At 55.7% G+C, this 19,412-nt stretch carries 15 protein-coding genes; 7 read left to right on the top strand and 8 right to left on the bottom strand.

From position 1 onward, the window contains the following. The first annotated feature begins 194 nt into the window (after positions 1–194). Entirely contained in the window at positions 195–746 is a 552-nt protein-coding gene (locus tag AU11_RS02085) for a YdeI/OmpD-associated family protein (protein WP_043316071.1), read from the top strand. Positions 747–1,198: 452 nt separating this feature from the next. Here AU11_RS02085 and AU11_RS02080 read toward each other — a convergent pair whose 3' ends face one another. The 5 genes from AU11_RS02080 to AU11_RS02060 form a co-directional block, all read right to left on the bottom strand. Further along, complete coding sequence (locus AU11_RS02080) at positions 1,199–3,175, bottom strand: membrane dipeptidase (RefSeq protein WP_043316070.1); 1,977 nt, start codon at positions 3,173–3,175, stop codon at positions 1,199–1,201. A gap of 138 nt (positions 3,176–3,313) precedes the next feature. Further along, a complete protein-coding gene (locus tag AU11_RS02075) occupies positions 3,314–4,294 on the bottom strand; it encodes an AraC family transcriptional regulator (protein WP_197023738.1) in 981 nt (326 codons plus the stop codon). 236 nt (positions 4,295–4,530) lie between these two features. Further along, a complete protein-coding gene (gene tmpT, locus AU11_RS02070; protein ID WP_043316065.1) occupies positions 4,531–5,166 on the bottom strand; it encodes a thiopurine S-methyltransferase in 636 nt (211 codons plus the stop codon). Positions 5,167–5,184: 18 nt separating this feature from the next. After that, the gene (locus tag AU11_RS02065) at positions 5,185–5,934 is read right to left on the bottom strand and encodes a siderophore-interacting protein (protein WP_043316064.1); all 750 of its coding nucleotides are present in this window, start codon (positions 5,932–5,934) and stop codon (positions 5,185–5,187) included. 1 nt (position 5,935) lies between these two features. Then, complete coding sequence (locus AU11_RS02060; RefSeq protein WP_043316063.1) at positions 5,936–6,379, bottom strand: MarR family winged helix-turn-helix transcriptional regulator; 444 nt, start codon at positions 6,377–6,379, stop codon at positions 5,936–5,938. Positions 6,380–6,546: 167 nt separating this feature from the next. On the opposite strand from AU11_RS02060, the gene hrpB reads away from it, so the two are divergent. Both hrpB and AU11_RS02050 read left to right on the top strand, forming a co-directional pair. Then, positions 6,547–9,090, top strand: coding sequence for an ATP-dependent helicase HrpB (hrpB, locus tag AU11_RS02055; RefSeq protein ID WP_043316062.1), 2,544 nt, complete (start codon positions 6,547–6,549; stop codon positions 9,088–9,090). 296 nt (positions 9,091–9,386) lie between these two features. Next, positions 9,387–10,838 carry a family 16 glycosylhydrolase gene (locus tag AU11_RS02050; protein WP_369797777.1) on the top strand — a complete coding sequence of 484 codons (1,452 nt, stop codon included), beginning with the start codon at positions 9,387–9,389 and terminating at the stop codon, positions 10,836–10,838. Positions 10,839–10,915: 77 nt separating this feature from the next. Here the strand turns inward: AU11_RS02050 and nfuA are convergent, their stop codons facing one another. After that, entirely contained in the window at positions 10,916–11,518 is a 603-nt protein-coding gene (gene nfuA / locus AU11_RS02045) for a Fe-S biogenesis protein NfuA (protein WP_043316059.1), read from the bottom strand. 105 nt (positions 11,519–11,623) lie between these two features. Then, positions 11,624–12,313 carry a type 1 glutamine amidotransferase domain-containing protein gene (locus tag AU11_RS02040; protein ID WP_043316057.1) on the bottom strand — a complete coding sequence of 230 codons (690 nt, stop codon included), beginning with the start codon at positions 12,311–12,313 and terminating at the stop codon, positions 11,624–11,626. Positions 12,314–12,542: 229 nt separating this feature from the next. Here AU11_RS02040 and metH point away from each other — a divergent pair, with 229 nt between their 5' ends. Together metH and AU11_RS02030 are read left to right on the top strand one after the other, a co-directional pair. Then, complete coding sequence (gene metH, locus AU11_RS02035) at positions 12,543–16,250, top strand: methionine synthase (RefSeq protein WP_043316056.1); 3,708 nt, start codon at positions 12,543–12,545, stop codon at positions 16,248–16,250. Positions 16,251–16,369: 119 nt separating this feature from the next. Beyond that, a complete protein-coding gene (locus tag AU11_RS02030; protein WP_043316054.1) occupies positions 16,370–16,585 on the top strand; it encodes a DUF2970 domain-containing protein in 216 nt (71 codons plus the stop codon). 169 nt (positions 16,586–16,754) lie between these two features. Here AU11_RS02030 and AU11_RS18610 read toward each other — a convergent pair whose 3' ends face one another. Further along, positions 16,755–16,889: a hypothetical protein gene (locus AU11_RS18610; RefSeq protein ID WP_255343161.1), complete on the bottom strand. Its 135-nt coding sequence runs from the start codon at positions 16,887–16,889 to the stop codon at positions 16,755–16,757. A 294-nt stretch (positions 16,890–17,183) separates the two neighbouring features. Between AU11_RS18610 and AU11_RS02025 the strand changes: the two genes are divergently transcribed. Next, complete coding sequence (locus AU11_RS02025; protein WP_043316052.1) at positions 17,184–18,848, top strand: nitrite/sulfite reductase; 1,665 nt, start codon at positions 17,184–17,186, stop codon at positions 18,846–18,848. Then, positions 18,832–19,401: a DUF934 domain-containing protein gene (locus AU11_RS02020; protein ID WP_051686869.1), complete on the top strand. Its 570-nt coding sequence runs from the start codon at positions 18,832–18,834 to the stop codon at positions 19,399–19,401. Before AU11_RS02025 ends, AU11_RS02020 begins: the two co-directional genes overlap by 17 nt. Positions 19,402–19,412: the final 11 nt, after the last annotated feature.

The following is a 19,412-nucleotide window of genomic DNA, read 5'->3' as shown; positions in this document are numbered from 1 at the left end:
CGCCAATTTATCAGGTAGTCCATCCGCGCGGCCCTACCAGATTCAACAGTGAACACAACCAATAAAATGCACAGAAGGAGCTGAATGCCAATGCCGGGCCCTAGATCCGCTTGCCCCCAATACAAAATCATTTGTATTGCCGAAACTGAACGTATAATTTAAGCGGGAATCGAGCCACCGGAAGGAAATTCCAAGTGTCCAAGCAATCAGTATCGACTGAGTTCTCCGCAAAACTACTGCGCCCGAAAAGCTCGGAAGGTGCTGAAAACTGGGCCTTCGTAATTCTTCCGGGTGAAGTCAGCGCGACCCTTCCGAGGCGCGGGCGCACCAGTGTCGACGGCTCCATCAACGGCCACGAATTTCGAGCGCTCCTCGAGCCCGACGGGAAAAAGAGCCATTGGCTCAAGATCGATAAAGACTTAATGAAATCCGCTGGCGCAGTTCACGGTGATATTGCAGAATTTGAGATTGAAGCAGTAGAACAGGAACCCGAGCCAGAGGTACCTGCAGATCTGAAACAAGCGCTAACCGCCTCGCCACAGTCCAAGGCAATCTGGGACGCAACAACGACCATCGCCCGTATCGACTGGATTCACTGGGTCGAATCCGCCAAGCACGCAAAGACCCGTACAAAACGTATTCAGGATGCCTGCAACATGCTCGCAGAGGGGAAAAAGCGGGTTTGCTGTTTTGATACTTCCGGTTTTTACAGCAAGGCGCTGAGTGCACCGAAAACTGCGGAATAGTACGTTGGCGAGCTAGCTGGAAATAATCACCAGTAGAGCCAGTAGCGCACCACACCAACAGCCACAGTGATCGTCGATACCAGTCAAATCTGGCCTCCTGACGCAAATGGCTCTGGATCACTCCCGCGTACAGATCCGGGTTGTGTCGCGACGCGTCAACAACCTCTCCACCAATTACCTCTCCACCAATTACCTCTCCACCCACATTTTCACCGCGACCCAACTCGCGATTGGTACTCCCGTCATCAGTGCGCTGCCACGTAAAACTCAGAAATTTCACTTGGCCAGACCCGCCACTTTAAACCAGCACAGCGCACCAACTGCCACTGACTTGTCTTCAGACCATGATCACAGCCTTTTTACGTTTATACAATGTTGTAAGCCCGGTCAAAAAAGTAAGGCCACCCGGGGGTGGCCTTACCTATTACTGTGTGGTGTTTTCAGATATGCGGTTACTGCACCATCTGTCTCGCGGGATCGTAGATTCGCTCCCACATAGCCACCATGGATTCCGACGATGTCTCGAGGTCGGTTACGTCCGCTCCCACCTCATTCAGATCCCAAAGCAGTGCGGGCAGCAAACCGATATGCGCCGTGCCTTTCTCGTTGTATTCCTGTACATAATCCGGCCAGTTCGGGTCCGCCGCTCCCTGGGCTCCAGCCTGCGCTAACCGGGTGGGCTCATCCGGCGCGGTTGCGCAGGCATCGGCACCAAATCTCGGAGGATTCATTTCGATAAATCCGTTGAAGTCGGAAGCAAACGCGGTTTTCACCCCGCGATCAGCAGCGTACCGATAGAACTGGGCAATTGATCGTGAAGATCCGTCGCAGTTATTCGCCACGCCCGACGCCGGGTAATCCTTCATTCGCTGGAGACCGGTGCGCAAACCGATGACACCGCCGGTCGCGCGGTAAAACTCCAGGGTCTCATCGGTAGTGACGTGTTCATTCAGAATATCTCGATCTTCCTGATACAGCAGTTCGTCGATGCGCGTATGGGAGTTAAACAAAGGGTAGTAGTTGTGATCCTGGGATACGACCTGATAAATCTCGCGCTGGGATTTGAGCGGTAGATGCGCCATATCGATGATCATGTTTAGCCGGATCATTTCGTCCAAGAGCTGGTACCCACGCGCACTCATGCCGATGTCGTTATGGACTCCATCACTGGCCTCAGCGTACTCCACATCACCGGTATACCAGGCCTTCAACTGGGTGACGATCTCAAAAATATCCTGGTGGTACGCGGCGCCGGAAAAGTCGTTATTGGTTTGGTGCGCGATCTGCAGCGCTCGCACGCCCATATCGTATACATCGTATAGTTGCTCTCGCCAGGGGCCGTCGGATTCGGGGAACAGGTTGCTGGCTTCGATGGCAAGAATCACCGCCAGTTTTCCTTCGGCGATCGCACGACGGGCATGCCAGGGATCGAGTACGATTTCAAACCAGTCTTCCGATTCGTCCATCTTTTTCAGCTCGGTGATCTGGTGCCGGACTGATTCCATATCGAAGGGAGCGATACGGTTATCATGGTTACCGGACGCAATCATACCCGCGGCAAGCGTCTGGTTGGCAACGACGGACGCAACCATCAAGGTCAGCCCCCGCTCATGGGCATCTTTTAACCATTCAGACGTGACCTGCTGGTGCTTGATGTCGTTCCAGCGCGGCCAGTTGATAAAATCAGGATATCCACTGGTTTCGCCGAGATGCGCCTTGCCGAGCTCATGAATTTCGATTCCCAGCGGCTCCAGGGTGCCATGGTTGTCCCCGCTACACATAGTGACCTGCGTCATAAGATCACCAGGCTGGTGGCTCCCCCAATACCACCCCTTGCTGTACGCGAGATCCGCGGTTTGATGCACGTGAACATCGGCAAAGCCGGGAACAGGCCCTGTCGGCGCACTCGTATCAGGCACCCACGGCTGACCTTCTGAAGGATTGCGCAGCAAATCGAATCGTATACGTGCGCTGCCGACCGCCCCGATACCTACCGCGTGAATCGATAAACGCTTGCCCTTCAGACCGCTGTATGACCGTATTACTTGGTCGCCGATGTTGCGACGCCCGCCGCTGAATTTGACCTCGTCCAGCTTCTGTACGTTTCCGCTCTCATCTGTGGCACACACCACTTCAACGACTCCGCCACCAAGCCAGCTACCGTGTTCCTTGGTAAATTTGATGGTAATTTGATCGACATCGAGGGCGTGCGGCTGAATAAACCGCTTGTCGGTAAAGGCCACAATTTCAGAAGTCTGATTGGTTACCAGCCTTCGCGGTCCGATGGTTCCGGGGCCATTTTCACTCTGAATCTCTGACATCATGTCATACAGGTTGTATATGACGTCTGTATCCCCGCAGCTATATGCCACAGCTTTTCCGCAGCCCAGTGCCACGGCACATACCACACCCGCAAATAACATTTTCATTATCGTTCTCCTCATCACCTCGCTATGGGTGAGAAAACGATATGAGACAGGTTTCGGTATTTCCTTCGTGTGGCAAACTTTTGACGGAAGAATATTTTCTTCAATGAAATCAATTGTTTGTAAAATACAAAGAAACGATCAAATACAGGCGAGTACGGTTTCAGGCATTTTCAAATGCCCTCTTTTCCGGAACTGGGCAGGCGTCATACCCGTGTCGGCCTTAAAGTTCGCATAGAACACGGAATTACTGCTGAAACCGCTGGCCAGCATGATGTCCGTAACAGAGCGGGCGCGCATTTCGGGATCGGCAAGCATCTGCTTGGCCGCCTTTACCCGGTACCGGTTGATGTAGTCGTAGAACCCGATATCGAGGTGGTGGCTGAACATTTTCGTCAGCTTTGCTGGCTGCGTATTCAGGTCTTTCGCCAAAGCCTGAAGCGACAGGTCGGAATCCAGGTAACAGCGAGTAATCCGCATATAGTGATGCAGTCTGTCCGCCAGGGCAGCGAGGCTGTCTTTTGCAACGGAATACCGCCACGACTGCCGAACACGTTCGACGTCCGTCTCACCAGAAATGGAACTTGGTTCACGTATTAGAATTGCGACAAAGCTGATCACAAACACGATCAAACCCAGTAGAAGCACGTGCCGCAATGACACCTCAAACTGCATGAGTGCGAGCGTTCCGATCAACAACCACAGGCAGTAGTAGGAACCAACAAAGTAGTGCAACCAGGGTCGGTGCAAAGGCACCTTCCCGTCGTACTGACGCACTCTTCGGTGATATTCCACAAGCACGAAAGGTGAATATACAAGGAGCTGAATGAGAATCACCCAGACCGTACCCTCATCGGACGGCCACCGCCAGTTACTGAATTCCAGGCTGTTTCGGTAGTAACTGAGTTTGTTTACTGCATCACTGAGCCAGAACGGCACCGTTGCGAGAATGGCAATCAGGGAAGGAATGAAATGTGCAGCGACCAGTAACGGGTGCATCGACCGGCCATTCAGGTTGCGCAGATACAGGTAGGCCAAGGGTGCAAAGGCTATGTCCAGCGGGTCCATCAGAAAAATCAGCCCGGTGAATCTTTCCGCCATGCCATAGCGAACCAGTGACATTTGCAGAGCCGCCGACCCCAAAATGCACAGGAACAGGCGCAAGGTCCAGGGAAGGTTTTTTGACGGCGACACTATCGCTATCAGAGAAGCCATCAAAAAACAGGAAAACCCCATAGGCAGAATCCAATCATCCAGCATATTTTTATTCTTTTGCCAGAAAGTGTTTCCCTCACATTAAGAGCTAGTGCCTAGAAAATCAAGAGAATCAAAAGAGAGTATCTCTGGGGCTTTCTCCATCAGAATTCCAGCATCCAGACCACCTCATCTGCTGCGACCTTGCCCTTCAGCCCCCCTTCCACGGGCACGGAATCAATTTTCTCAACACGGTAGCCAGCTTCATACAAGGCACGAATGGCCGAGTCGTTCACACAGAATGGTGGTCCCGGCAACTGATTCTGATCGTAGTCAAAGCTGATCAAGAGTTGCGGCGCCGCCCGGGTAATCTTGATCAGGTGATTGGCGTATTCGCTGCGCATGGATTCGGGCAGGGCCACGAGCGCCGCCCGGTCGTAGATACCATCGACCGCCCCCAGGGATGATTCCGTGAGTTCGAAAATATCGCCAACAAATACTTCGACACCGTCACCGTAGTATTTCTTCAGTTCTCCGAGTTCCTCGATTTGAGGAGTCATTGCCAATTGCTCAAAGAGCTGAATCACAGCAGCTTCACTCAGCTCTGCCCCAACTATGCGGTACCCCTCACCGAGCAGCCAGCCTATATCCAGCGTCTTTCCGCAAAGTGGCAGAAAAAGGCGGTCGCCTTTTTCAAGCTTCAGCCGGTGAAGGTGTTTCACCAGCAGTGGATGCGCTTCACTGTTATGAAAACCAATTTCATTTTTGCGCCACTTTTCCAGCCAGAATGATTTTTCCATGGATCTTCGCGCTCCCCGTTAAAGTACTGCCACTGTCGATTCATCTTCACGTTTTACGATCTTGTGCTGATCTTCACTCAGGCCATATTTCCAGTAGCTGGAAATATACCGAAGCTTCGGATCTGTCGCGCGCTCCTCTCGAAAATACGCACGAAACCGCCGCATGCTGGAGAATTCACAGGCACACCAGACAGACGGCGCACCTTCACGCCACGGCAATTCGGCTACCGCATCGAACAACGCCTCGCCCGGCGAGGACGGATTACGGGACACCACCCAGACGATGTCGACTCCGGGCGGACATGAAAGAGACTGGTGATCCGCCTCACTTGCTATTTCAATCACCACAGTACCTTGCGCCGTATTCGGTAGTAGCGCCAGGTTCACACTGATTGCGGGCAACGCGGTCATATCACCTACCAGTAAAAACCAGTCGCCGGCGGGGTTGATCAGCTTCCGAGGCCCGGGACCTCCAACCAGTATGCGGTCGCCCGGTTGTGCGCCCAGCGCCCAGCTGCCTGCCGGCCCCGGGTGATCGTGCACGACGAAGTCCACATCGATTTCATTTTCACGCTGATTGCGGATGGTGTACGTGCGCATCAGCGGTTTCTGGCCTTCGCCCTGCTCGAACAGCAGTTTGATATATGCACTCTCCTGGTCCGCCGGAAACCCCAAGATACCTTCACCGCCCAGTGTGACTCTCAACATGTTTGGTGTGATAAAACGGGTCTGTATAACCTCCAATGCTCGTGGTGCGGGTCTGGACATACTATCGGCCTCCTTCAGATTCTTTCGAGAGATTTGCCACCATTCGCGCGGTGAGATCGGCAAACTGGGAGAGCTCGCGTGTACTCAGGCTGCGCGTCATCGCCTTCGCTGTTTCCTGTTCCGCCGTCATCAGTTCGGCCAGAACCGCCTTGCCCTGCTCGGTTGGGAACAGGAGATAGCTCCGCCCATCATTCGGATTCGGACGCTTCTCAATCAGCTTCTCTGCAATCAGCTCCTTCAACACGCGCGTTATCTGGGCCTTGTCGCGCTGCATGCGCTGGGCAATGGATTGCGCGGTGGATTCCGGGTTGCGGCAGATCCCTTTGAGTGCACGGATATGGGTGATCGGCAACCCGAGATCCCGCCGCGACACCTCTTCGCGCAGGCGACCGCGATAGCCGTGCATCAAGCGATGCAGATTGTCGCTCAGTGTTGATTCACTCATAGATTGCGCTCACGAAAATTCTTTACCAGACCGCTTCGACCTCTGCCCAGAGTCGGGCGGATGAAATTTGATTGACACTATCAACAATAAAAAATAAAGGTGACACTGTCAACCATTTGATCGTACGCGCCCTCCTCCACCCATCTTCGGACCGGTATAATCGCGCCATGAAAGAATTGCCCATCCAGGACGTTCTGCCAGCCCTGCTGGAGAGCCTGACCGAACATCCAAATATCGTATTACAGGCCCCTCCCGGGGCCGGTAAAACCACCGCGGTCCCATTGGCACTGCTCAAATCCTCGTGGCTGAAAGACCGCAGGATCATCATGCTGGAACCGCGGCGACTGGCAGCGCGCTCCGCCGCCGCGCGCATGGCCGATATTCTGGGGGAACCCCTCGGCAAAACCATCGGCTACCAGATTCGCGGAGAGCGTAAAGCCAGCGATAACACCCGGATCCTGGTGGTTACCGAAGGTATTCTTACTCGGCTTCTGCAGTCCGACCCGGAACTCGCGGACACGGCACTGGTAATTTTCGACGAATTTCACGAGCGCAACTTGCAGGCGGACCTGGCACTGGCACTCTGTCTACAGGCTCAGGAAGTGCTCAGGGAGGACCTCAAGTTGCTGGTGATGTCGGCAACACTGGACGCAGATGCCGTGGCCAGCCTGCTCGGCGATGCCCCCGTGATTACCAGCGAGGGGCGCGCCTTTCCCGTGGAAATCGAGTACCTGCCTCATCGCGAAGTGCCGCAGGACGCACGCCAGCTCCCAGCACTGGTCAGCCGCAAGATTCAGGAGCTGATGGCGCAGCAAGATGGCAGCCTGTTGGCGTTCTTGCCTGGCGTACGGGAGATTCGCGCGGTTGAGGAAGCACTAAACAACGCGTTTACCGGAAACACGCACATCACGGTCGCACCCCTTTACGGCGATCTGAACAAGCAACAGCAGGACGCGGCCATCGCTCCCTGCCCCGACGGCAAGCGCAAAATCGTACTGGCTACCAACGTCGCAGAAACATCCATTACGATTGAGGGTATCCGTCTGGTGGTCGATTCTGGCTTGATGCGGGAATCCCGGTTTGACCCGAACACCGGCATGAACCGCCTGGTGACAACCCAGATTTCCCAGGCGTCCGCCACACAGCGCACAGGTCGTGCCGGTCGCCTCAGCGCAGGTCACAGCCTGCGCCTGTGGAGTGAATCGACCCAGCGGAGCATGGCGAAAAAAAGTGCTCCGGAAATACTCCTCAGCGACCTGGCGCCAGTGATGCTGGATCTGGCTCAGTGGGGCGTCACGGACACCACGGAACTGCGCTGGCTTGATCTTCCACCACCAGGACCTACCGCTCAAGCCAGGGCGCTGCTGCAGGAGCTTGGGGCACTGGATGACAACCTGCGCATCACCGAGCACGGCGAGGCAATGCTCAGACTCGGGGCGCATCCGCGACTGGCCCACATGATGCTTTGCGGCAACACCCTGGGGCTCGGCCGGGAAGCCAGTGTGATCGCGGCTCTACTTTCCGAGCGTGATATTTTCCGCGGCGAGCAACGCTGGGACAGAGATATACGCAAGCGCCTGGAGGTGCTGACCGGGGTCAGGAGCAATGCTCGGGCAGATCAGAGCACCGTGCACCGCATACGGCAACAGGCGAAAGCCTGGCAAGCGCAACTACCCAAAAGCGACCGCAGCCAGCGCACCACTCCCCACCAGCAGGATATCGCCGGGGTACTGCTTGCCTACGCCTACCCCGACCGAATTGCGCAGAATAGGCACGATCGCGAACGACGTTTTCTGCTGTCCAATGGTCGCGGAGCACACTTTTCCCACGACGACGAACTGGCACATGCGGATTATCTGGTTGTTGCTGATCTCGATGGCCAAGGGCGCGACGCGCGTATCCAACTGGCCGCACAGATTTCCGCCGATGCGCTTTTTACGGTTTGCCAACATCAGATCAATCGAGAGACCTCTGTACGCTGGGATGATCTGGCCGGACGCGCAATTGCCAGTGAGCAGACCCGGCTCGGTAAATTGATTCTCGAAGACAAGCCGGCCCGAGAGTTTTCACCCGAAATGCTGAGCCGCGCGTTACTTGATGCGATTCGGCAGCGAGGACTGCGAAGTCTGCCGTGGGATGATGAGAGTGAGAACCTTCTTGCGCGCGTACGCTTCCTGAAATCACACCAGTCGGAACATCCCGACCTTATAGATGCAGATGAACTGCCGGATTGGGGTGAAAACGCCCTGCTCCAATCCATGGAACGCTGGTTGCTCCCCCATATGCAAGGGCTGAATAAACTCGACCAACTCAAACAGCTGGACTTGCAGGCCATCTTACTTGCTCAACTGGAATGGTCCACACAACAAAAACTGAATCAGTTGGTGCCGCCACAGTTACAGGTCCCGAGCGGGTCACGCATTACCATACGCTATACAGAGTCGCCCCCCGTGCTTCCTGTACGTCTTCAGGAAATGTTCGGCCTGCAGCAGACTCCGACCATTCTCAACGGTCGGTATCCGCTGATGATCCACCTGCTATCCCCTGCGCAGCGCCCGGTACAGGTTACCCGCGACCTCGCCAGTTTCTGGGAAAACACTTATCACGAAGTAAAAAAAGAGCTGCGCATCCGATATCAGAAGCATTTCTGGCCGGATGACCCTGCAAATGCACAGGCTACGAACAAAACCAAAAAGCGTATGGGCAGCTAACGGGATGGATTCTCTACACGATAAAATGCTCTCGTCCAAACAAGTTTCCCGGATACGCACTGACGCGGAGCAATTCCTGCCAAATTTCACAGTTCACGAGTCTCACTTTTAGTTTGGACAGGATCTGGGACGCAAGGTCCCGATTTCCGATGGATAGTCTCAGCGCTCGCATTCTTTTTGCTTCATTAAATACGAGCAACCTCTGACAATAACAAGTGAGACGAAAAATGAGATCAGACATACCCCGGCACACCGCAAAATCACTTCGCGCCCTTCTTACAGGGTTATGCGCTACAGTGCTCTGCGCCAGTGCCAGCGCAACGATCTTTCAGGCAGAAGATTACGATGCGTTTTACGACACTACCCCTGGTAATACCGGTGGTGCCTATCGCACCGATGATGTCGATATCGAAGTAACCACGGATTCCGGTGGCGGCTACAATGTAGGCTGGATCGTTGCTGGCGAATGGCTCGCCTACAACAACCTGAACATCCCGAGCAGCGGAAATTACACCGTGCGTTTCCGGGTCGCCAGCGAGACGGGCGGGACTTTGTCAAACGATTTAAATGGCGGCGCAACCGTACTTGGAAGTCTGGACATACCCAATACCGGGGGCTGGCAGAACTGGCAGACCATTTCTCATAATGTCTACATAGAGGCAGGCACCTACAGCCTCGGAGTTTACGCGGTCACCGGAGACTGGAACCTCAACTGGATCGAAGTAGTCGCCGACAACCCCGACAATGGCGTAGCCAGGGTTCATGAACACTGCAATTTTAACGGGTGGTCCACAGAGCTCGGGGTTGGGAGTTACAACCTGGCCAGCCTGCAAGCTCTCGGCTTTGTAAATGATAAAGCGTCATCCATTCAGGTCTCATCTGGCTATCAGGCAACCCTATACGAGCACGATAACTTTACCGGTGCGTCGGTTACCATTTCCGGTGACGATGAGTGCCTCGACAACGAAGGCTTCAACGATAATGTGACATCAATCGTGGTGAGCCCGGCGGCAGGGAACGGGCTGGTTTGGGCGGACGAGTTTGATTCCATCAACGGCGCACACTGGACATTTGAAACCGGTGGCGGCGGCTGGGGTAATAGCGAATTACAGTATTACACCGCGGGCCAGAACGCATCGATTCAGTACGACGGCCAAGCAGGTAGTAACGTACTGGTTATCGAGGCGCGCAAAGAAGGCGGGCACAACTGCTGGTACGGCGCCTGTCAATACACGTCGACCCGTATGATCACAGCCGGCAAAAAAGAATTTCAGTACGGCCGCATTGAAGCCCGTATCAAATTGCCGCAGACCCAGGGTATATGGCCGGCATTCTGGATGCTCGGCGGAAATATACGGACCGGTACTCCCTGGCCCAACTCGGGGGAAATTGACATCATGGAGCATGTGGGCTTTGAGCCGACCCTTACCCATGGTGCTTTGCACGGCCCCGGTTATTCCGGTAATACGCCGATTATGGGAACCTATAACGTGGGCCATACCGTGGACGCGGGATATCATGTCTACGCGGTAGAATGGAACAGCAACGGTATCAGCTGGTATGTCGACGGCAATAATTTCTACAGCGTGTCACGCACCCAAGTGGAGCAGTATGGCCCCTGGGTATATGACCACCCCTTTTTCATTCTGCTAAACGTCGCGGTTGGAGGTACATGGCCAGGCAGCCCTGACGGCAGTAGCCAGTTCCCACAGCGGATGTATGTCGATTATGTTCGCGTCTACCAATAAGCGAAGCGGATAAGTATTGTTCGAGCAAACGAAAAAACGCGGCTGATGCCGCGTTTTTTAATTCCGGAAAAGCAGGCTCAATAATATGCCTGAGACTTGTCGGTATGGTCGGTAATGTCTTTAACACCGGCCAATTCCGGTACTTTTTCTTTCAGGGTTTTCTCAACGCCCTCTTTCAGGGTCATATCCACCATACCGCAACCCTGGCAGCCGCCACCGAACTTCAATACCGCGTACATATCTTCGGTCACTTCTACGAGACTGACCTGCCCACCGTGAGATGCCAACCCCGGGTTTACATCGCTGTAAAGCACGTAGTTGATCCGATCCTCAATGGGACTGTCGTCGGTGACCTTGGGCATGCGGGAATTGGGTGCCCGAATGGTAAGCTGCCCACCCATCTTGTCCGCAGAGTAGTCGACCCGGGCCTCATCTAGATACGGGATACTCCGGCCCTCGAAGAAGGCCTTAAACCCGTCCAGCTGCATTTCCAGATCGCCCTCTTTCTCCTCACCGGGACGGCTGTAGGCGATGCAGGTTTCCGCATTCGGTGTACCCGGGTTGGATACGAACATACGGATCGCAATACCCTCACAATCCTGCTTGGCCAGCAGGTCACGGAGATATTCCTGGGCTGACTCGGTAATGGTGACGTTCAATTCTGTCGACTGTTCTGACATAGACCTTCTCAAATTACCAGGCTCAAATAACTGAGCGTTTATGTCGGGTATTCTACGCCCATGCGCGGTCAATTTAAACCAGCCAACCCATTCGTCGTCGAACGCCTACTTCTGCACGTTCGACAGAGTACCGAGCAGCGCCCTGGCGGCCGCTTCTGAAGAGGCCGGGTTCTGCCCGGTCACCAGCAGCCCGTCGGAAATAACGAACTCAGCCCAATCGTCCCCTTTCGCATACTCGCCCCCATGGCCTTTGAGCATGTCCTCTACCAGGAACGGCACGACGTCGGTGAGACCCACGCCCTCTTCCTCACTGTTGCTGAAACCCGTAACCCTTTTACCTTTCACCAGGGGTTCGCCATCCTCGTCGACGGTGCTTTTAAATACCGCCGGTGCGTGGCAGACGGCTCCGATCGGCCGGTTGGCCCGATAAAACCCATGAATCAGTGCAATGGAACGCTGATCTTCCGCCAGGTCCCACAGAGGACCGTGCCCACCGGGGTAGAACAGCGCATCAAACCCCTCAGCATCCACCGTATCCAGAGGCTCGGTATTCGCCAGTGCCTGTTGTGCGAGGGGATCGTCGCGAAAACGTCTGGTCGCCGCAGTTTGAGCATCATCCGCGTCACTTTTGGGATCCAACGGCGGCTGGCCACCTTTCGGAGAAGCCAGTGTGACCTCAGCACCGGCGTCTACAAACACGTAGTATGGTGCCGCAAATTCCTCCAACCAAAAGCCGGTTTTCTCCCCGGTATCTCCAAGCTGATCGTGTGAAGTCAGTACCATCAGGATTTTCATAAGATCTCCTCGTGCCAGTGCGCGTTTTCAATGGTTCAGAAATTGTAACGATAGGCTCCTGTATGGAGGTTGGTTACCCCGGCTTCCACCCTTGTCGCGGTGCCGCAGTAGAACATTTGGTTACAAGGTTATGCAGAACGGTTCTGCAATGCTTTTGAAGGCCTGAAACGGCGCTAGATTGTGCTAAGATTGCCGCCCTTTTTTGATCCCCGGTATTAAGGAAAACACCATGTCGGAGAACCGGTCTCAGCAGTCCCGTGACCAACGTCTGCAACAGCTCTACAAAGCGCTTAGCGAGCGCATTGTGATCCTGGACGGCGGTATGGGGACCATGATTCAGCAGGAGAAGCTGGCAGAGGCAGACTACCGGGGTGAGCGTTTTGCTGACTACCCTTCGGATCTGAAGGGTAATAATGACCTGTTGGTCCTGACTCAACCGGACCTGATCGAACGCCTGCACCGGGAATATCTCGAGGCAGGAGCCGATATTATTGAGACCAACACCTTCAATGCGACCCGACTGTCCCAGTCAGATTACGATCTGGAAGACCTGGTGCCAGAGCTGAACCAGGTTGCAGCAGAGGTGGCCCGCCGTGCGGCTGACGCCCTTTCTACACCTGAGAGGCCGCGTTTTGTGGCCGGGGTTCTGGGCCCAACCTCCCGCACCGCAAGTATCTCCCCGGACGTGAATGACCCCGGCGCGCGCAACGTGACCTTCAACGAACTGGTGGACAATTATATAGAGTCCACCAATGCGCTGATCGACGGCGGCTCTGACGTGATCCTGATCGAAACCATCTTCGACACCCTGAATGCCAAGGCGGCGATCTACGCGGTACAGGAAGTGTTTGACCAGCGCGGTTTCGAGCTGCCGATCATGATCTCCGGCACCATCACCGATGCCTCCGGCCGCACCCTGTCCGGTCAGACCACCGAGGCCTTCTACTACTCGATCGCCCACTCCAAGCCGCTCTCCGTCGGCTTGAACTGTGCCCTCGGCGCCACCGAATTGCGTCCCTATGTAGAAGCGCTCTCCGGCGTCTGTGCAGGATACGTATCCGCCCACCCCAATGCGGGCCTGCCGAACGAGTTCGGCGAGTATGACGAGACTCCGGAACAGACCGCGGCGATCGTGAAAGAGTTCGCAGAGGCCGGCTTCCTGAATATTCTCGGCGGTTGCTGCGGCACCACACCCGACCATATTCGCGCGATCGCCAATGCCGTCGCCGATCTGCCACCGCGCAAGTTGCCCGAGATCAAACCGGCTCTGCGGCTGTCCGGCCTTGAGCCCTATGTGGCCGACGAAAACGCCCTGTTCGTAAACGTGGGCGAGCGCTGTAACGTCACCGGTTCCGCGCGCTTCAAGCGCCTGATCATGGAAGAGGATTACGATACCGCCCTGCAGATCGCCGCCACCCAGGTGGAAGACGGGGCCCAGGTCATCGACTTCAACATGGACGAGGCGATGCTGGATTCCGTCGCCGCCATGCGCCGCTTCCTCAACCTGTGCGCCACCGAACCGGATATCGCCAAGGTGCCATTTATGGTGGACTCGTCCAAATGGGAGGTGATTGAAGCGGGCCTGCAGTGCATCCAGGGCAAGCCCATTGTCAACTCCATCAGCCTGAAGGAAGGCGAAGAGGAATTTGTCGAGAAGGCCCGCTTATGCCTGCGCTACGGCGCCGCCGTGGTGGTAATGGCCTTCGATGAAACCGGCCAGGCGGACACCTTCGAGCGCAAGATCGAAATCTGTAAGCGCAGTTACGACGTACTGGTGGACAAGGTCGGCTTCAACCCGACGGATATTATTTTCGACCCGAATATCTTCGCGGTTGCCACGGGTATCGAAGAGCACAACAACTACGCGGTGGACTTTATCGAAGCCACCCGCTGGATTCGCCAGAACCTGCCCGGCGCCAATGTGTCCGGTGGCGTCTCCAACGTGTCATTCTCGTTTCGCGGTAACAACCCGGTGCGCGAAGCCATCCACTCCGTATTCCTGTATTACGCGGTAAAAGCCGGCATGAATATGGGCATCGTCAACGCGGGCATGCTGGAAGTCTACAGCGACCTGCCGGACGAGCTGCGGGACAAGGTGGAGGATGTGATCCTCAATCGCAACGATGAAGCCACCGAAGCCCTGCTGGATATCGCGGAAAAATACCGCGGCGATGGCAGCACTGCCGAACGCAAGGAAGATCTGGCCTGGCGCCAGTGGCCGGTGAATAAACGCCTGGAACACGCGCTGGTAAAAGGCATAAACAATTTCATCGAAGAAGATACCGAGGAGGCCCGCGCAGCCTCCGCGCGTCCGCTGGACGTGATCGAAGGGCCGCTGATGGACGGCATGAACGTGGTCGGCGACCTGTTCGGCGAGGGCAAAATGTTCCTGCCGCAGGTGGTGAAGTCTGCGCGCGTCATGAAGCAGGCAGTAGCCTATCTGCAACCGTATATCGAAGCCGAAAAAACCGCAGACAGTAAACCCAATGGCCGCATCCTGATGGCCACGGTAAAAGGCGACGTGCACGATATCGGCAAAAATATTGTGGGTGTGGTGCTGGCCTGTAATAACTTCGAGGTGATCGATCTCGGTGTCATGGTGCCAGCAGAAACCATTCTTCAGACCGCCAGGGAAAAGAACTGCGACATTATCGGGCTGTCCGGCCTAATCACGCCTTCGCTCGATGAAATGGTGCACGTGGCTGCGGAAATGGAACGGCAGGGTTTTGATATCCCCCTGCTGATCGGCGGCGCCACCACCTCCAAGGCACACACCGCAGTGAAGATCGACCCGCAATTCAAGCGCAACCAGGTGGTCTATGTGGCAGATGCCTCCCGTGCGGTGGGTGTCGCCAGCAACCTGCTGTCCGACGAGCTGCGTCCCGGCTTTATCAAAGGCGTGCAGGATGAGTACGTAAAAGTGCGCGAGCGCACCGCCAACCGCAAACGCAATGATCCGCGCCTGTCTTACCCCGACGCCTTGAAGGCGGGCCCGCAGTTCGACTGGGCAAACTACAAACCGGTCGTTCCGAACAAGCCCGGTCTTACCGTACTGGACGATTTTCCGCTGGAAAAACTGGTCGACACCATCGACTGGACCCCCTTCTTCATCGCCTGGGATCTCGCCGGTAAATACCCGGCGATCCTGAACGATGAAGTGGTCGGCGAGGCCGCAACGGATCTGTTCAAAAATGCGCAGACCATGCTCGCCGATATCATCGACAATAAGCGCCTGAAAGCCCGCGCGGTGTTTGGCCTGTGGCCGGCCAATGCGGACGGTGATGACATCGTGGTCTACACCGATGAAAGCCGTACCACCGAGCGCGCCCGTCTGCACCAGATGCGCCAGCAGGTACAGAAACGCGGTGGCGATGGCCTGTGTCGCTCGCTGGCCGACTTTATCGCCCCCGTCGGTAGTGGTGTCGAAGATTATGTAGGCGGCTTTGCGGTAACCACCGGCATTGGCGCCGACGAACTGGCCGCGGAGTACGAGGCCAAACACGATGACTACAGCGCGATTATGGTCAAGGCACTGGCGGATCGACTGGCGGAATCCCTTGCCGAATACCTGCACCGGGAAGTCCGCAAAAACTACTGGGGCTACCAGCCGGATGAAACCCTTAGCAACGAACAGCTGATCAAGGAAGCCTACAGCGGTATTCGCCCTGCACCTGGCTATCCGGCCTGCCCCGACCACACGGAAAAAGCCACCCTGTTCGACCTGCTAAATGCGGAAGAAAACGCCGGGATTGAACTGACTTCCAGCTACGCCATGATGCCCGCCGCTGCCGTCAGCGGCTGGTACTTTGCACATCCGGAGTCAAAGTATTTTAATGTGGGCAAGATTTCTCGTGACCAGCTGGAAAGCCTGGCTGAACGCAAGGGAATGGGTGTTGATGAACTGGAACGCTGGCTGCGGCCTAACCTGGAAGACTGATTTTGTGGTTTAGTGGTGGATGCGCTTTGCTTATCCACCCTAAGGTTCGGTGGGAACTTTATGTAGGGTGGATAAGCGCAGCGCATCCACCAACAACCGCGGAGTTGAGGCGAAAGGAAATGAAAGAAGACAACAAACAATCCAAACCGTCTTTCGGCCAGATCGCGCTGAGCATCCTGGCCGCCGCCATCGGCGTTCAGTCGAATAGAAACCGGGAAAGGGATTTCAAAGGCGGGAGCTTCAAGGCCTATATCGCGGCGGGGATTATTTTCACCACACTGTTTGTCTTGACCCTGGTGCTGGTAGTGAAAACTGTTCTCAGCAATATGGGCTGAACAGACCGCACCAGCTCATGGGGCTGAAAGAGTGGAATCAGGCAAACGAGCCCTTCTCCGGCGGCGCCCCGCCGGAAAAAAGAATCATTCGCAAGTTAAGCCTCGACCCATTGAATGCTTCCGCACAATACCTGAATGGGCCTAGGCTAAGTATTCAGTGTCGTCGGGTCTAGCCCTGCGAGGCAACCCAGTAAACACAGGTCGCGACGAAGATGGCCACCAGTGCCACCGCCGCAATGGCGTCTACAACGTTATCGCTATCGTCGGATACAACTACTACATCTCTTACCGCTTGATCGTTCATCGGAATACTCCGTCTCTCAAGAAATCATTATTGTTTTAAAGGTAGCAGCACCGCGTAAAAGTGCGGTTTCTCAAGTAGATCAAATCCCCACGAGGGGTGCAACCGCGCACTAATTCGCCAGTTATAGACGGACAAACCACTTATAACTGCCGGTTACTAAGGTAGCGAAAAAAATTGTTATTTTTTGTATAAGGCGGCTGGTATGTTATGCGCCACTCAGGGTCATAGGTAGGCTCCAGAAGACCCTCTGGGCGCTGTAAGACCAGCGCAAAAATGCAATGGAATCAAGCTCTTATGTATCGATACGACGAACAGGACCACAAGCTGATCCGGGAACGGGTGGCCCAGTTTCGCGGCCAGACAGAACGCTATCTCGCCGGCGAACTGAGCGAAGAAGAATTTTTGCCTCTGCGACTGCAGAATGGCCTCTATGTGCAGCGCCTTGCGCCCATGTTGCGCATCGCGGTGCCCTACGGGCTGATGAACAGCGCTCAGGTTCGTCGACTGGCGCACATTACCCGCAAGTATGATAAGGGCTATGCGCACTTCACGACCCGCCAGAACGTCCAGCTCAACTGGCCGAATCTGGAAGATGTACCCGATATTCTCGCGGAACTCGCGGAAGTGGAAATGCACGCAGTGCAGACCAGTGGTAACTGCATCCGCAACACCACCACCGACCAGTTTGCCGGCGTAGCCCGCGATGAACTGATCGACCCCCGCCCCTATTGCGAACTCATTCGCCAGTGGTCCACCTTTCACCCGGAATTCGCTTTCCTGCCACGCAAGTTCAAGATTGCGGTGTGCGGCGCGGAACAGGACCGTGCGGCCATTCGCGCCCACGATATCGGTGTGCAGATCGTCAAGAACGACCAGGGCGAAACCGGGTTCCAGGTATTTGTGGGTGGCGGCCTGGGCCGTACCCCGATCATCGGCGTTGCCATTCGCGACTTCCTGCCTGAGACGCACCTGCTCTCCTATCTGGAAGCCATCGTCCGCGTGTACAACCAGCTGGGCCGCCGCGACAACAAGTTCAAGGCTCGCATCAAGATTCTGGTGAAAGCCATGGGCGCAGAAGAGTTTGCGCAGCGCGTTGAAGCGGAGTGGGAACAGATCAAAGACGGTGCCGAAGAGCTGACCCCAGAAGCCATCGAGTGGTCCAAGCGTTTCTTCCCGGAGCCCGCGTATAAGACGTTCAGCGAAGGGCACGGTGAAGCGGTTCTGCGAGACCAGTCCGGTGAGGACAAGGCTTTCGCGCGCTGGCTGGAGCGCAACACCTTCCCCCACCGCGTCAACGGCTACCAGGCCGTCACGCTGAGCACCAAACCTACCGGTATTCCACCGGGTGACGTTACCGATCGCCAGCTGGAAGCCATCGCCGATCTCGCCGACAAATACAGCTTCGGCGAAGTGCGTGTCACCCACGAACAAAATGTGGTTCTGGCAGACGTGGAGCAGGAACAGCTGTTCGAGCTGTGGCAGGAAGCCCGCAAGCACGGCTTCGCGACACCGAACATCGGCACCCTCACGGATATGATCTGCTGCCCGGGCGGTGACTACTGCTCCCTGGCCAATGCCAAATCCATTCCGGTTGCGGAAGCCATCCAGCGCAAGTTTGACGACCTGGATTACCTCTACGACCTGGGCGACCTGGACCTGAATATCTCGGGTTGCATGAATGCCTGTGGCCATCACCATATTGGTCATATCGGCATTCTCGGCGTCGACAAGAAAGGCGAAGAGTTCTACCAGGTTCAGCTGGGCGGCAACTCCAACGAGAAAGCCAGCCTGGGCAAGGTTCTGGGGCCAAGCTTCTCCCGCGAAGAAATGCCGGAAACCATCGGTAAGATTCTGGATGTGTTCGTAGAGAACCGTCAACCGGAAGAATTTTTTATCGACACCTACAACCGCATCGGGCTGCAGCCATTTAAGGAGCGCGTATATGCCAAAGCCAGCTAACCTCTCCGCGAAAAAGCCTGTAGGCGCGCAACCGGAAAACCCGGCGCAACTGATTGTTGACGGTGCGGTTGTCGAAAACGAATGGAATCTGTTGCCGCTGGGCGGCGATGAAAAGATCAGCGCGAGCAGCCTGGCACCAGGCAAGGTAATTCTGCCCTTGAGTGTGTGGTTGGAATTGCGAGAAGACCTGCAGGGCCGCAAAGCAGAGATCGGCGTGTGGCTGGACAGCGATGAAACCGCGGACCTGATTGGCGACTACGCCAGCGAACTGCCGCTGATCGCCGCTCACTTCCCCGCGTTCACCGATGGCCGTGCATTCACCGCCGGCCGCCTGTTGCGCCAGCGCTATGGTTTTACCGGCGAACTGCGTGCGGTGGGTAATTTTATCCGCGACCAGCTGACTTACCTGACCCGCTGTGGCTTCAACAGCTTTGCTTTCCAGGGCGAACAGCCTCTGGCAGGACTGTTGGAATCCATGCAGGATTTCACGGACAGCTACCAGTCAGCGGTGGATCAGCCCCTGCCGATTCATCGCCGTCGCGCACTCGCATAACTTACCTTGCG

The sequence above is a fragment of the Microbulbifer sp. HZ11 genome, from assembly GCF_000708675.1.
GTDB lineage: Bacteria > Pseudomonadota > Gammaproteobacteria > Pseudomonadales > Cellvibrionaceae > Microbulbifer.
This window is presented reverse-complemented; position numbering and strand designations above follow the sequence as displayed.